Origin of the sequence: Actibacterium pelagium (assembly GCF_002285415.1) — a bacterium.
Classification (GTDB): domain Bacteria; phylum Pseudomonadota; class Alphaproteobacteria; order Rhodobacterales; family Rhodobacteraceae; genus Actibacterium_B; species Actibacterium_B pelagium.
The window spans coordinates 335,366-348,810 of record NZ_NSBU01000006.1; the positions used below are offsets into that span (position 1 = coordinate 335,366).

Here is a 13,445-nt window from a genome sequence, read left to right on the forward strand (position 1 = left end):
ACATCTTGCCGCCCGAGTTCGTGCTAGCCCCAATTATGCGGGGCGTAGACCTTGTGTCGGCCTGACCATTGCTGACCGTGTCAAGGCAGAGGGCATAAGGGCAAAGCCGGGTTCGAAATCGGCGTAATTGCAGGTGATTTCCTCGCCTTCTTCAATGTCGAACAGCGCAACGCCGCGGATGTGACCAGCGAAGGTGACATTGGGGTATTCAGCGTGGTTCATGAACCGGCCGTTGTCGATCTCGATCACCAGAAGATCGGTGTTTTCGTGATAGGGATAGGCGTATTTATCCAGATAGTTTTGCAGGATGTAGTCGCTGCGCGCGATATCGGCGCGGTGGACAAGGCGGTCAAACCGGCGGTCGAACCGCCAGATCACGGTGCCTTTTTCGATGTCTTTCGCGGCGAAAACGCCGACCCCTTCAATTGCACTGGGGCCGACAAAAGTTTCAACTGTCAACATGACAGGCAGAACCTTCCAAATAGGGTGGGTGCCGCCGGTACCGTTGGTGCTTTTCCAACCAGCCCGGTCTTGCGTAGGACAGATTTTGTACCGGCTGCGGCGAAATACAAGGGGCGCGTGATCTGTAACAGAAAATGTGATCGCGCAGGGTTGGGGCTTGCCCTCTGGACGCCCCCGAGACTCAAGCCTATAAGGCGGTGTATGACCCACCAGATGGCGATCATTATTCGAATTATATGCCCGGCGCTCGCTGCTTGAGACGCCGGGACAAGGCGCTTGATCCTTCGCGCCGCCCCAACCTCTGACATGACTGATACGCCAAAGGACCACGACCGATGTGTGCCGATACGCCTGAATACAAAAATACTTTGACGCTGCCCGAAACCGATTTCCCGATGCGCGCTGGCTTGCCCAAGCGCGAGCCCGCGTGGCTGGAACGGTGGGAGAAGATCGGCGTCTATGACCGCCTGCGCGAAAAGACGGGCCGCAAGCCTTTTACCCTGCATGATGGCCCTCCTTATGCGAACGGCCACCTGCACATCGGCCACGCGCTGAACAAGACCATCAAGGACATGATCGTGCGTAGCCATCAGATGATGGGCTTTGATGCGCGCTACGTTCCGGGTTGGGATTGTCACGGCCTTCCGATCGAATGGAAGATCGAAGAGCAGTACCGCAAGAAGGGTAAGAACAAGGACGAGGTGAACGTCGTCGACTTCCGTCAGGAATGCCGCAAGTTCGCCGAGGGCTGGATCGACATCCAGCGCGAAGAGTTCAAGCGTCTCGGCATCACCGGCAACTGGGCTGATCCCTATGTGACCATGGACTATCACGCCGAGCGTGTGATCGCCGAGGAATTCATGAAGTTCCTGATGAATGGCACCTTGTACCAAGGGTCCAAGCCCGTGATGTGGTCGCCAGTCGAAAAGACCGCGCTGGCCGAAGCCGAGGTTGAATATCACGACAAGGAAAGCTTCACCATCTGGGTGAAGTTCAAGGTCGCTGAACCGGCGGACGCCGATTTGGCGGGCGCGATGGTCGTGATCTGGACGACGACCCCTTGGACCATGCCGTCGAACAAAGCCGTCGTTTACGGCGAAGACATTTCTTATGGCCTGTACGAGATCACCGGCACTCCGGACGAGTGCTGGGCGAACGTAGGCGATAAATACCTGCTGGCCGACAACCTGGCTGGCGACGTCATGGCGCGTGCCCGTCTGGAAGAGGGGCAGTGGACCCGTGTCCGCGATGTCCCGACTTCTGAACTTGAAGGGCTGGCGCTGACCCACCCGCTGTATGGCGCCGAAGGGTCGAATGGCGAATGGGACGACCTGCGCGACTTCCGCGCGGCCGAGTTTGTGACTGACACCGAAGGTACTGGCTTTGTGCACTGCGCGCCTTCCCACGGTATGGAAGAATATGAGCTTTACCGTGATCTGGGCATGCTAGAGCAGGTCATCACCTATAACGTCATGGACGATGGCGGCTTCCGGGCGGATCTGCCGTTCTTTGGTGGCTCTTACATCCTGTCCCGCAAGGGCGGCGAGGGCGACGCCAACAAGAAGATCATCGACAAGCTAGTCGAGGTTGGCGGGCTGCTGGCACGCGGCAAGATCAAGCACTCTTACCCGCACTCGTGGCGGTCCAAGGCCCCTGTGATCTATCGCAACACGCCCCAGTGGTTTGCTGCGGTTGATAAAGCGGTTGGCGACGGTCAGGACGAGATGGGAACCACCATCCGCGAGCGTGCGCTGAACTCTATCGACCAACTGGTGAAATGGTGGCCGCAAAGCGGCCGCAACCGCCTGTATTCGATGATCGAAGCACGCCCCGACTGGGTTCTGTCGCGCCAGCGTGCCTGGGGCGTACCGCTGACCTGTTTCACCAAGAAAGGCGCTTTGCCGACCGACGCAGACTATTTGCTGCGCGACCCGGCCGTAAACGCACGGATCGCCGAAGCGTTCGAAGCAGAAGGTGCCGATTGCTGGTACGAGGACGGCGCGAAAGAGCGTTTCCTTGGCGCTGATTACAACGCTGATGATTGGATTCAGGTTTATGACGTTCTGGACGTATGGTTCGACTCTGGCTCGACCCATGCCTTCGTCCTGCGCGACCGTGAGGACGGGACCGAGGACGGGATCGCTGACGTCTATATGGAAGGCACCGACCAGCATCGCGGGTGGTTCCATTCTTCGATGCTGCAAGCTTGCGGCACGCTTGGTCGTGCCCCCTATCGCAACGTCGTGACCCACGGCTTCACGCTGGACGAGAAGGGCAACAAGATGTCCAAGTCGCTTGGCAACACCATCGTGCCAGAGGCCGTGGTGAAGCAGTATGGCGCGGATATCCTGCGACTGTGGGTGGCACAGACCGATTACACCGCGGACCAGCGGATCGGGCCGGAAATCCTGAAAGGTGTGGCCGACGGCTATCGCCGTCTGCGCAACACCCTGCGCTTCATGCTGGGCAACCTGAATGAGTTCGAGGCTGCTGAAGCCGTTGATCCCGCAGACATGCCGGAGTTAGAGCGTCTGGTGCTGCACCGTTTGGCTGAATTGGATGCGATCGTCCGCAAAGGCTATTCCGAGTTCAACTTCCAAGGTGTGTTCCAGGCGATCTTCAACTTTGCCACAGTGGACCTGTCGTCTTTCTACTTCGATATCCGCAAGGATACGCTGTACTGTGACGCTGCAACCTCGGCTGACCGCCGTGCAGCGCGCACCGTGTTGGACATTCTGTTCCACCGCTTGACCACTTGGTTGGCGCCGATCCTACCCTTCACCATGGAAGAGGTATGGCTAGAGCGTTTCCCGGGTGACGACAGCTCGGTCCACCTGGTCGACTTCCCCGACACCCCATCTGAATGGGCGGACGAAGCATTGGCGGCGAAATGGGCGGGGATCCGTCAGGTGCGCCGCGTGGTGACCGCCGCGCTGGAAATCCAGCGTCGCGAAAAGGTCATCGGCGCTTCGCTAGAGGCAGCTCCGGTGGTTCATGTGGCCGACGCAGATGTTCTGAAGGCGCTGAAGTCGGTCAACTTCGCCGATATCTGCATCACTTCGGCAGTCCAGCTGACGGGCGATTCGTCCCCCGCCGAGGCCTTCCGCATGCCAGAGTCCGAGGGCGTTGGTGTCGTGTTCGAAAAGGCAGATGGCGAGAAATGTCAGCGCTGCTGGAAAATCCTACCAGACGTCGGAAGCCACGCCCACGAAGGAACCTGTGGGCGGTGTAGCACTGCGCTAGGCTAAGACAGTTAGATCAAACTCTGATGCTCCCGCTCTTTGTAGCGGGAGTTTTCGTTTCACGCCGTTGCGGGAAGCGAACGATCTTGCCCCCTTCTTCGACTGTCGGGAATTTGGGGGCGTAGACGCCATCGTTTTCAAGTCGTAGCCGCTCTTCAGCGACGGCAACGGACAGTGAATAGGCAAGCTCTTCAAGCTTCATGATATTCGCTGCGCGAATGGATTCGACTAAATTATCCAGCAGCTGGTCACGTGTAATCTCAGACATATCAAATTCCATTGTGACAAATTGGACTAACTAGAATCGCTAAAATACTCGCCACAATTAAGACTTATTTTTGCCTCTTTTGGAAGTCGGCCAATGGAAACAGTGTTTTGCCTACTGTTTTTGACGGGGATGCGCGCGTTCGTAAGCGTCCATAAGGTGCGCCGTATCGACGGCCGTGTAGACCTGAGTTGTCGACAAGTTTGCGTGCCCCAAAAGCTCTTGGATCGCGCGTAGATCGCCGCCGGCCGCCAACAGATGCGTCGCAAAACTGTGCCGCAGCGCATGGGGCGTGACCGTGTCTGGCAGACCGAGTTGGTTGCGAAGTTTCTCCATCAGGCCGGACACCAGTCGTGTATTCAGTTGGCCGCCGCGTTTGCCACGAAACAGGGGCGCGTCGTTGGTAAGATCGTGCGGACAAAGGCGGGCGTATTCGGCCACAGCATCTTTCGCAGCGGGCAGAACGGGGACTTGCCGTTCTTTTCCTCCTTTGCCGCGAATGGTTAGGACGTCGGGCAAATCCCGATAAGCGCCGGTTAGGTTCAGGGCCTCTGATATACGCAGCCCACACCCGTATAAAAGCGTGATGACCGCCGTATCGCGAGCCTGCATCCACGGCTCGGAAGACTGAAATTCCACGTGATCCAGAACAGCCTTGGCCGCATCTTCGGACAGGGGGCGGGGCAGCTTGCGTTGGAACTTGGGCGCACGGGCCGTCAGGACGTGGGTCGCGTCGAAATCCTGTCTTTCAGAGAGCCATCGGTAAAAGCTTTTGACGGCGGACAGGCTGCGAGCGACCGAGCGTGCGCTTTTGCCGTCTGCCCGCATCCGGGCAAGCCATGCCCGCATGTCCCGCGTTTTCACGGCCTTTAGCCCGGCAAGAGAGACCGGCGCACCGTGATGGTCTGTCAGAAACAGGAAAAAGTGAACCAAATCAGATTGATAGGCTGTCAGCGTGTTGTCGGATGCATCCGCAATGCTTTTCTGATGCGCCAGCCAGCCGTCAAGGAAATCCCGCGCGGCTGGTGACAGTGTCAGGCTCATGAAAGCCAGTGGCGCATTGACCGTTCAAACACGCCAGCGAAGAAAATCAGAAGGTCGGCCCCCTGTTGGGGCGAGAACTGATGCGGGTCACTTGAGGCCAGCGCCAACAGGCCGGGCAGGCGACCCGGACCGAAGTCCAGCCGCATCAGGGCTTCGGACTGAAGGTTGCTGTTCCGGTTCTCATAGATCTCGGGCTGGCCGGGGCTCATCTGGCGCAGGACAACCTTGCGCCCCGCTGGTGTTCCGGGCTGGGTCAGATAGTTTTCCAGAAAGCCCGGTTCGGCCAGCAACAGAACTTCGTTAAGATCTTTAAGGGTGTCCCCGACGCGATCAGGGCCAGCTTCCAGAACTAGCCGAACGCCATCCACGCGTAGAATCGCAGCCACTTCGCTGTGCAGGTTGTGAAGGAAGTCGGTAAATTCGACCGGATCCATCATCTTCAGGATCGCGCGATGAATCTGGTTGGTGCCAGCCATGTTGTCGTAGGCGGCTGCTATGACTGACCTGTGGGTGTCCTCCAACTGATCCAGACGGCTTTCCAACCGTTTCATGGCGACACTGCGCAGGTCGACGACATTCGCGCCCTGCGACTTATCGTTGGCAGCAACAAGGGCCTGCATCAGGGCCTGATCTTCCAGAATAACACTGGGATCAGCGATAATGCGGTCGCGCAGCACTGCTGCGGGATCTACTGGGTCTGTCATGGCTCGGCCTCGGTCCGATTGGTGTTTTTTCGTCACTCTACACAAGTTGAGCATCATTTCTCGACCTTTTTTTGACCGGAATGGGGGCTGTGGCGAGAAAGACTCGGTCAGCTTTGGGGGTTTGCGCATCCCTTCCGACGGGCCTAGGGTGGCGGACGTGTTTGAGATTTGCCCGGCTCATGGATCTGCCCGAATTTTACCCTGAACAGACGTTGGTTGGAGTGCTGACCACGCAGCCTTTGGACCGGCTGCTGGATTACCGTGCGCCTGAAGGCGGGTGTTATCTTGGCGCCTTTGTCGAGGTGCCCTTGGGTCCGCGCAAGGTTCTGGGCGTGGTTTGGGGCCCCGGGCAAGGTGGGTTTGATCCGGCCCGTATCCGGCAAGTGAACCGCGTGTTGGACGCGCCGCCGATGCGCGAGGAGATGCGACAGTTTCTGGGGCGTGTGGCCGATTACACCCTGACCCCAATGCCTGCGATGCTGCGCCTTGCCAGCCGCGCGCCGGGGCTGGGGGACGCGCCTTCGATGCGGAAGATCTATCGTCTTGGGACGGGCACGGTAGAGCGTCAAACTGATGCCCGAACACGGGTCTTGGAAACCTTAAAAGACTATGGCGGACTGGCTTTCACCCTAGGCGAATTGGCCGAGATGGCAGGGGTATCAACCTCTGTCGTCAAGGGGTTGGTCAAGCTGGGCGCTGTTAGGGAAGAGGACAGCCCCCGCGATTTGCCTTACCCGCGTCTGGATCCAGCATTGCAAGGGGTGAAGTTGGCCGACGACCAGCAAGAGGCGGCAAACAAGCTGATCTCGGGTGTCGCCAGCGGATCTTATGGAACCACCTTGTTGAAAGGTGTGACCGGGTCCGGGAAGACCGAAGTCTACCTAGAGGCGGTCGCGGAATGTCTGCGGCAGGGGCGGCAGGCCTTGGTTCTGTTGCCCGAAATTGCATTGACCGCCGAGTTCCTGACCCGCGTGGAAAAGCGGTTCGGGGCAAAGCCGGCAGAGTGGCATTCAGGCGTGACCATGACCGAGCGGCGCCGTTGCTGGCGTATGGTCGGGCAGGGGGAAGCCCAGCTTGTGGTGGGCGCGCGGTCTTCTTTGTACCTGCCGTTCCGCGATTTGGGGCTGATCGTGGTCGATGAAGAGCATGATACCTCTTACAAGCAGGAAGACGGGGTGCATTACAACGCCCGCGACATGGCAGTTTTACGGGCCAGTCTGAACGGCGCGCATGTGGTCCTGGCCTCGGCCACACCAAGTCTTGAAAGCTGGGCCAATGCCGAGGCTGGGAAATACGGTCGGATCGACCTGACCAGCCGGTTTGGGGCCTCTGTGATGCCCGATATGCGGGCCATCGACATGCGCAGCGAAGACCTTCCGGGCAGCCGTTGGGTCTCGCCCACACTACGCGCAGCTGTACAGGCAAGGATTGAGGCTGGAGAGCAATCCCTGCTGTTTATCAACCGTCGTGGGTATGCCCCGGTCACCATTTGTCGTGCCTGCGGGCATCAGATCGGTTGCGATCATTGCGATGCGCGCATGGTCGAGCACCGCTTTCAAAAGCGTTTGGTGTGCCACCAATGCGGTGAAAGCAAACCGATGCCGCAGGCCTGCCCCTCGTGCGAGGTTGAAGGCAAGCTTGCCCCGGTTGGCCCCGGTGTTGAACGTCTGGCCGAAGAGGCCAAAGAGCTGTTCCCGGACGCTCGGATCGCGGTTCTGTCGTCGGATTTGTTCGGGTCCGCCCGTGCCCTGAAAGCGCAGATCGAGGCGATTGCCGGGGGCGAGGCCGACATCATCATCGGTACTCAGCTTGTGGCAAAGGGGCATAACTTTCCTTTGCTCACGCTGGTCGGGGTGATTGATGCTGATCTGGGGCTTCAGGGCTCTGACTTGCGCGCGGCGGAGCGGACATTCCAGCTAATGCGGCAAGTGGCCGGCCGGGCAGGGCGGGCCGAGAAGCCCGGCGAGGCCTTGTTGCAGACGTTTCAGCCCGAACACCCCGTGATCCGGGCCATTCTGTCAGGCGATGAAGAAGGGTTTTGGCGGGCCGAAGCCGCAGGTCGCGAAGCAGCTGGTGTACCTCCCTACGGTCGCATGGCGGGCATTGTGCTGTCCTCTCCGGACATACAGGCCGTGTTCGATATTGGCTCTGATCTGGCGCGAAACGCAGGTGCATTGCACGAAATCGGCGCGCAGGTATTTGGCCCGGCACCCGCGCCAATCGCGCGTATTCGCGGCAGGCATCGGGTCCGTTTGCTGGTCAAGGCGACCAAAGGTGCGCCTTTACAGGCTGCTTTGGCAAAATGGATTGCGCCTTTGAAGTTGCCAAACAACTTCCGTCTTCAGATCGATATCGACCCGCAGAGTTTCTATTGATCTAGCGGCCGATATATCGGTCTTGCCGGTGGTTCACCCCGACAATCACGTTCACCAAGGCAGCCCCTAGCAAGGAATAGATCACCAGCAAGGGTGTCTCTAGCAGCAAGAACGCTACAAGAAACAAAACCGCGTCAAATCCCAGTTGAATCCAGCCCGCCTGAACCCCCCAGCGATCCTGCGCCCACAGTCCCACGACGCCGACGCCCCCCAGTGAAGCCCCGTGTCTGAAGAAGGCCAATAGACCAAACCCGGCCAATACTCCGCCAGCGAAAGCTGCGAAAAGAGGGTGAAGGCTCTCGATGGTAAAGACCTGCGGCATGTAGTCGGCGCTAAGGGAGACCAGAGTGACCGAAATGGCTGTTTTGACCGTAAACCGGACCCCCATTCGGATGTAGGCGAAGATATAGAAAGGGAGGTTGATCAGAAAGAAGACCTGTCCAAAGCTGAGCGGCGTAAGCTGGTCGATCAAAACGCCCAGACCGGCCGTCTGACCTGTGATCAGATTTGCAAATTTCAGGAAATTGATGGCCAGACCAACTAGAAGCGCGCCGATACAGAACGCAAGAGCGTCTTCCCACAGCGCGTGAGAGGTTTGTTTATGTGGTTCACGTTTTGCCATCTGGATGCCTGAGATTGTAAGAGCTGCGCGTGTGTGTTCGCGCACACGAAGCGTGAATTGCACGAATTGCCCTCGCCAATGCAACCGGAAAGGCTGTAAGGCATGGCTATGTTTCGCAAAGTTCCCCTGTCCGAGGCAGCCAACCTGCCACGCTGGCGTCAGCCTGTAACGCTTTTGATGCTGATGGCTGTGGCTATGCCACTGGCGTTTTCCACGTGGAGCGCGCTGTTGAACAACTTCGTGATCGAAGCCGCAGGCTTTACCGGGGTCGAGATCGGCTGGCTGCACACGGTTCGCGAAATTCCGGGTTTTCTGGCGATCGGAGTGATCGCGCTGCTGCTGTTCATCCGAGAACAGGTCTTGGGGCTGGTTTCGCTGGCCATGCTGGGGGCGGCAACGGCCGTAACGGCGTGGTTCCCCTCGTTCAGCGGGATTTTGATTGTGACCATGATCAGCTCGATCGGGTTCCACTATTACGAGACGGTCAACCAGTCGCTTCAGCTTCAGTGGATCAAGAAGGAAAAGGCACCGCAGGTGCTTGGCTGGATCGTTGCGATCGGGTCTGGGGCCTCGCTGGCCTCTTACGGTTTGCTGGTGGTAAGCTGGAAGACCTTCGACCTGTCTTATAACTTCGTCTATCTCACGGCTGGTGGGGTTGCGTTGGCGATCACCCTGTTCTGTTTCTTTGCCTACCCGCAGTTTGAGGCTCCCCATCCACAGGTTAAAAAGATGGTGCTGCGCCGCCGCTATTGGCTTTACTACGCGCTGCAGTTCATGTCCGGCGCGCGCCGCCAGATCTTTGTGGTTTTTGCGGCCTTCATGATGGTCGAAAAGTTCGGTTTCGAAGTGCACGAAGTCACGGCGCTTTTGCTGATCAACTTCGTTGCCAACATGCTTTTTGCCCCGCTTATGGGCAAAGCCGTTGCGAAATGGGGAGAGCGCAATGCGCTGGTCTTCGAATACATCGGGCTGATTTGCGTCTTTCTTGCCTACGGGGGCGTCTATTACTTTGGCTGGGGCGTTATGGTCGCCGCGACGCTTTATGTTCTGGACCACCTGTTCTTTGCACTGGCCTTCGCGCTGAAAACCTATTTTCAGAAGATTGCCGATCCGGGTGACTTTGCCCCGACAGCCGCCGTGGCCTTTACCATCAACCATATCGCAGCGGTCTTCCTGCCGGCGCTTCTTGGCTACCTTTGGGTGCAGTCGCCTGGCGCCGTGTTCCTGTTGGCGGCGGGCATGGCCTCGACCTCGCTTCTGCTGGCGCTTTTGATCCCACGTCATCCAGAGCCCGGTCGCGAAACCAATTGGTCCCGGATCACAAGGCCGCAACTGGGCTAGTCGCCGCGTCAGAACCCCCTATATTGAGGCCATTGGAAAAGGGAGAGTCCGATGTTCTTTGTGCCGCGTAAAAAGCTTGAAATGGTCACTGCCGACGATGCTTTGCCTGGGCGGGAACATGCGATACCCACTGCGTCACAGCACTACGTGCTCAACCGTCCGCTGAAAGGCCCCTTCCCAGAGGGAATGGAGCTTGCCACCTTTGGGATGGGCTGTTTCTGGGGCGTTGAACGCAAATTCTGGACCATTGATGGAGTTTGGGTGACGGCAGTTGGATACGGTGCCGGGTACACTCCGAACCCGACTTATGAAGAGGTCTGCACGGGTCAGACTGGCCACAATGAAATCGTTCAGGTGGTCTATGACCCGAAGCTGGTGTCCTATGAAAGCCTGTTGCAGGCGTTCTGGGAAGGGCATGACCCGACGCAGGGGATGCGGCAGGGTAATGATCGTGGGACCCAGTACAGATCCGGTATCTACACCCATTCAGAGGCGCAGACACAGGCGGCTGAGGCCAGCAAGGCCCTTTTCCAGCACAGGCTTCGCCGCAAGGGCTATGGCATTATCACGACCGAGATCCTGCCCGCCGGACCCTTCTATTACGCCGAGGATTACCATCAGCAATACCTTGCTAAAAATCCCGGCGGTTACTGTGGTATCGGCGGAACGGGCGTGACCTGCCCGATCGGCACCGACGCTTGACGCCACGGCCCCTTCGGACTAGGCGCGTCAGGAAACCCTAGCCCCGAGAGAGCCGATGCCTACATTCACCGCCCTGACCACCCTGACTGGCAAAGATCCTGCAGAGGCCCTGGGCCTTGCGATGGAAAACTTGGTTCCCGAACCCACAGGCGTTGGCGTGTTCGAGGTCGAAGATGGCTCTGGCATCTGGGAAGTGGGCGGCTATTTCACCGAAGAGCCCGATCTGGCGGGGTTGGCACTGCTGGCCGCGCTGCATGGCGCCAAGGACTTCGTCGTCTCTGAGCTGCCAGAGGTGGACTGGGTCGCCAAGGTCAAGCGAGAGCTTGCACCGGTCGAGGCAGGGCGCTTCTTTGTCTATGGCAGTCACGATGCAGACAAGCTGCCCGAAGGCTCAATCGGGCTTCTGATCGAGGCCGCTATGGCATTTGGTACCGGCCACCACGGCACGACACTGGGTTGCCTGAAAGCCTTGGACCTGCTGATCTCGGAAGGGTTTGAGGCGCAGAAAGTGGCCGACATCGGTTGTGGGACGGCCGTGTTGGCCATGGCCGCGGCCAAGGTCTGGCCAGAGCCGGTCTGGGCCAGTGATATCGACGAAGTAGCGGTCGATGTAGCTCTGGCGAATGCAAGGTCCAATGGGCTTGAGGGAAAGGTTAACTGTATCGAGGCAACCGGCTTTGATCACGCTGAACTTGCTACGGCAGCTCCGTTTGATCTGGTATTTGCCAACATCCTCAAGGGGCCGTTGATTGGCCTGTCGCCTGATATGGCGACCCATATTCGCCCGGGCGGATATGCAATTTTGTCCGGCATCCTCAACCATCAGGCGGATGACGTGGTGACTGTTTATGAAGCGAACGGTTTCACTGTGCATAACCGTGCCGAAATAGGGGAATGGACAACTCTCTGTTTGCAAAGGTAGGTCTAAAGTGGCAAAATTGCGGCAGTATTAAGACATATATTTGATTCTGCCCAATTTACTGGAGTCCGCTGATGAACGATCCTCAGCACGATATATTTGTGAAACGCCTAAAGCGTGTGGAGCGCCTGAACCGTCGCGGTGCTGGCTTTGAGGCGGCCGGGACTTTAGGTCGCTCTTACTATAGCAAACGTGCTCGCAAACGGTCCCTTTGGGGGCCAGTTATAGTTGCTGCAGTTGCGTTCGTGGTCCTGAAAGCGATCATGGTTCAGCAGATGGGTGCCTTCGACTATCAAGCCCGTATCGAGAGCCTGCGTACTGGTTCAACGGTCGAGCAGGTCGGGGCCTTTGTCCTGCAGGCCGATCCCGCAACGCTTTGGTTGTCTGAGCAAATCAACAATCTCGCCCTCGCCTCTGTCGCTGACGAATAGAGGCGTCGTCGTAAGTTTTTGAAACACCCGCGTTCCTACGGGATCGCGGGTGTTTGCGTTTTTTGACCTCCGTAGTGCAAAACCTTTGATGCCCCAGGGCGGTTTGGTGCTTGGCGAATGTTCTCTTTTTGTGCTAGTTCTGGAAAAGAGCAAAAAAGACAGGGGCAGGCAATGCGCGTTCTGGGAATTGATCCGGGGCTGCGGAATATGGGCTGGGGCGTCATCGATGTCCGAGACAGCAAGATTTCGCATGTGGCCAATGGTGTATGTCAAACCGGAACCGGGCCTTTGGCTGAACGCCTTCTTAGCCTGCATAAACAATTGACCAATGTTCTGGCCGAATGGGCACCGACGACGGCAGCAGTTGAACAAACTTTCGTGAACAAGGATGGCGTAGGCACCCTGAAACTGGGGCAGGCGCGGGCAATCGCTTTGCTGGTTCCGGCGCAAGCCGGGCTGGAGGTGGGCGAATATGCGCCCAATGCCGTGAAGAAAACGGTTGTTGGGGTCGGCCATGCCGAGAAACAGCAGGTCGATCACATGGTGCGGCTGCAACTGCCCGGCGTGAAGATCGCAAATGCTGACGCGGCGGATGCTCTGGCCATTGCGCTGTGTCACGCGCATCACGCCAGGTCTTCCGGTCGGTTGGCGGCTGCGTTGCAGAGGGCCGCGTCATGATCGGTAAGTTGTCAGGTCGCCTAAGCTATAAGGGTCTGGATCACGTGATGCTGGATGTTGGCGGCGTAGGCTATGTCGTCTATGTCTCTGAAAGAACGCTGGCCTCTTTACCGCCTGTCGGAGAGGCCGCGTCCCTGTTCACCGAACTTCTGGTGCGTGAAGACCTGCTTCAGCTTTTCGGTTTCCCAACGATGCTGGAGAAGGAATGGCACCGGTTGCTGACCTCTGTTCAAGGGATCGGGGCGAAGGCGTCGATGTCCATTCTGGGAACATTGGGTGCCGAAGGCGTCGGCCGTGCGATTGCTTTGGGTGATGCCGCTGCGGTGAAGGCCGCGCCGGGTGTCGGGCCAAAGATCGCGCAGCGCGTTGTGAATGAATTGAAGGACAAGGCGCCCGCCGTCATGGCATTGGGGGCGGCATCGGAGGATGCGACACCAGTGGTTGAACCCGTGACTTCGGCTCCGACTGCCGCTGAAAAGCCCGTTGTGAAAGCTCCGTCAGCCTCGGCTCAGGCAGAGGCGCTGTCAGCCTTGTCAAACCTTGGCTATGGCCCGTCCGAGGCCGCAAGCGCCGTAGCGCAGGCGGCAGGCGAAACACCCGAAGCCGACACAGCCGGGCTGATCCGTGCGGCCCTTAAACTGCTTGCGCCGAAAGGGTAAA

13 protein-coding genes are annotated in these 13,445 nt (G+C 58.3%); 8 read left to right on the plus strand and 5 right to left on the minus strand.

Annotation, left to right across the window (positions count from 1 at the left end):
- Positions 1-33: 33 nt before the first annotated feature.
- Positions 34-462, minus strand: coding sequence for an SET domain-containing protein (locus CLM58_RS08500; protein ID WP_095595500.1), 429 nt, complete (start codon positions 460-462; stop codon positions 34-36).
- Between the two features lie 335 nt (positions 463-797).
- Between CLM58_RS08500 and ileS the strand changes: the two genes are divergently transcribed.
- The gene (gene ileS / locus CLM58_RS08505) at positions 798-3,710 is read left to right on the plus strand and encodes an isoleucine--tRNA ligase (protein ID WP_095595501.1); all 2,913 of its coding nucleotides are present in this window, start codon (positions 798-800) and stop codon (positions 3,708-3,710) included.
- A gap of 10 nt (positions 3,711-3,720) precedes the next feature.
- On the opposite strand, the gene CLM58_RS08510 is transcribed toward ileS, so the two are convergent.
- From CLM58_RS08510 to CLM58_RS08520, 3 genes are all read right to left on the minus strand, one after another.
- Entirely contained in the window at positions 3,721-3,972 is a 252-nt protein-coding gene (locus CLM58_RS08510) for a hypothetical protein (protein ID WP_143226546.1), read from the minus strand.
- Positions 3,973-4,083: 111 nt separating this feature from the next.
- Positions 4,084-5,013 (minus strand): tyrosine recombinase XerC, encoded by a 930-nt coding sequence (locus CLM58_RS08515; RefSeq protein WP_095595503.1) that lies wholly within the window; start codon positions 5,011-5,013, stop codon positions 4,084-4,086.
- The gene (locus CLM58_RS08520; protein WP_095595504.1) at positions 5,010-5,717 is read right to left on the minus strand and encodes a DUF484 family protein; all 708 of its coding nucleotides are present in this window, start codon (positions 5,715-5,717) and stop codon (positions 5,010-5,012) included. The genes CLM58_RS08515 and CLM58_RS08520 overlap by 4 nt, the downstream gene beginning before the upstream one ends.
- Before the next feature lie 179 nt (positions 5,718-5,896).
- On the opposite strand from CLM58_RS08520, the gene CLM58_RS08525 reads away from it, so the two are divergent.
- Entirely contained in the window at positions 5,897-8,092 is a 2,196-nt protein-coding gene (locus tag CLM58_RS08525; protein WP_095595505.1) for a primosomal protein N', read from the plus strand.
- Position 8,093: 1 nt separating this feature from the next.
- Here CLM58_RS08525 and CLM58_RS08530 read toward each other — a convergent pair whose 3' ends face one another.
- Positions 8,094-8,777: a YitT family protein gene (locus CLM58_RS08530; RefSeq protein WP_233133058.1), complete on the minus strand. Its 684-nt coding sequence runs from the start codon at positions 8,775-8,777 to the stop codon at positions 8,094-8,096.
- A 45-nt stretch (positions 8,778-8,822) separates the two neighbouring features.
- On the opposite strand from CLM58_RS08530, the gene CLM58_RS08535 reads away from it, so the two are divergent.
- The 6 genes from CLM58_RS08535 to ruvA all read left to right on the plus strand — a co-directional run bounded on the left by CLM58_RS08535 (position 8,823) and on the right by ruvA (position 13,444).
- Positions 8,823-10,055: an MFS transporter gene (locus tag CLM58_RS08535; protein ID WP_095595614.1), complete on the plus strand. Its 1,233-nt coding sequence runs from the start codon at positions 8,823-8,825 to the stop codon at positions 10,053-10,055.
- Positions 10,056-10,106: 51 nt separating this feature from the next.
- Positions 10,107-10,757, plus strand: a complete 651-nt coding sequence (msrA, locus tag CLM58_RS08540; protein ID WP_095595507.1) for a peptide-methionine (S)-S-oxide reductase MsrA — start codon at positions 10,107-10,109, stop codon at positions 10,755-10,757.
- A 55-nt stretch (positions 10,758-10,812) separates the two neighbouring features.
- Positions 10,813-11,679 carry a 50S ribosomal protein L11 methyltransferase gene (locus tag CLM58_RS08545; protein ID WP_095595508.1) on the plus strand — a complete coding sequence of 289 codons (867 nt, stop codon included), beginning with the start codon at positions 10,813-10,815 and terminating at the stop codon, positions 11,677-11,679.
- 71 nt (positions 11,680-11,750) lie between these two features.
- Positions 11,751-12,107 carry a hypothetical protein gene (locus tag CLM58_RS08550; protein ID WP_095595509.1) on the plus strand — a complete coding sequence of 119 codons (357 nt, stop codon included), beginning with the start codon at positions 11,751-11,753 and terminating at the stop codon, positions 12,105-12,107.
- A gap of 171 nt (positions 12,108-12,278) precedes the next feature.
- Complete coding sequence (gene ruvC / locus CLM58_RS08555; RefSeq protein ID WP_095595615.1) at positions 12,279-12,785, plus strand: crossover junction endodeoxyribonuclease RuvC; 507 nt, start codon at positions 12,279-12,281, stop codon at positions 12,783-12,785.
- Entirely contained in the window at positions 12,782-13,444 is a 663-nt protein-coding gene (gene ruvA / locus CLM58_RS08560; protein WP_095595510.1) for a Holliday junction branch migration protein RuvA, read from the plus strand. Before ruvC ends, ruvA begins: the two co-directional genes overlap by 4 nt.
- Position 13,445 lies beyond the last annotated feature (1 nt).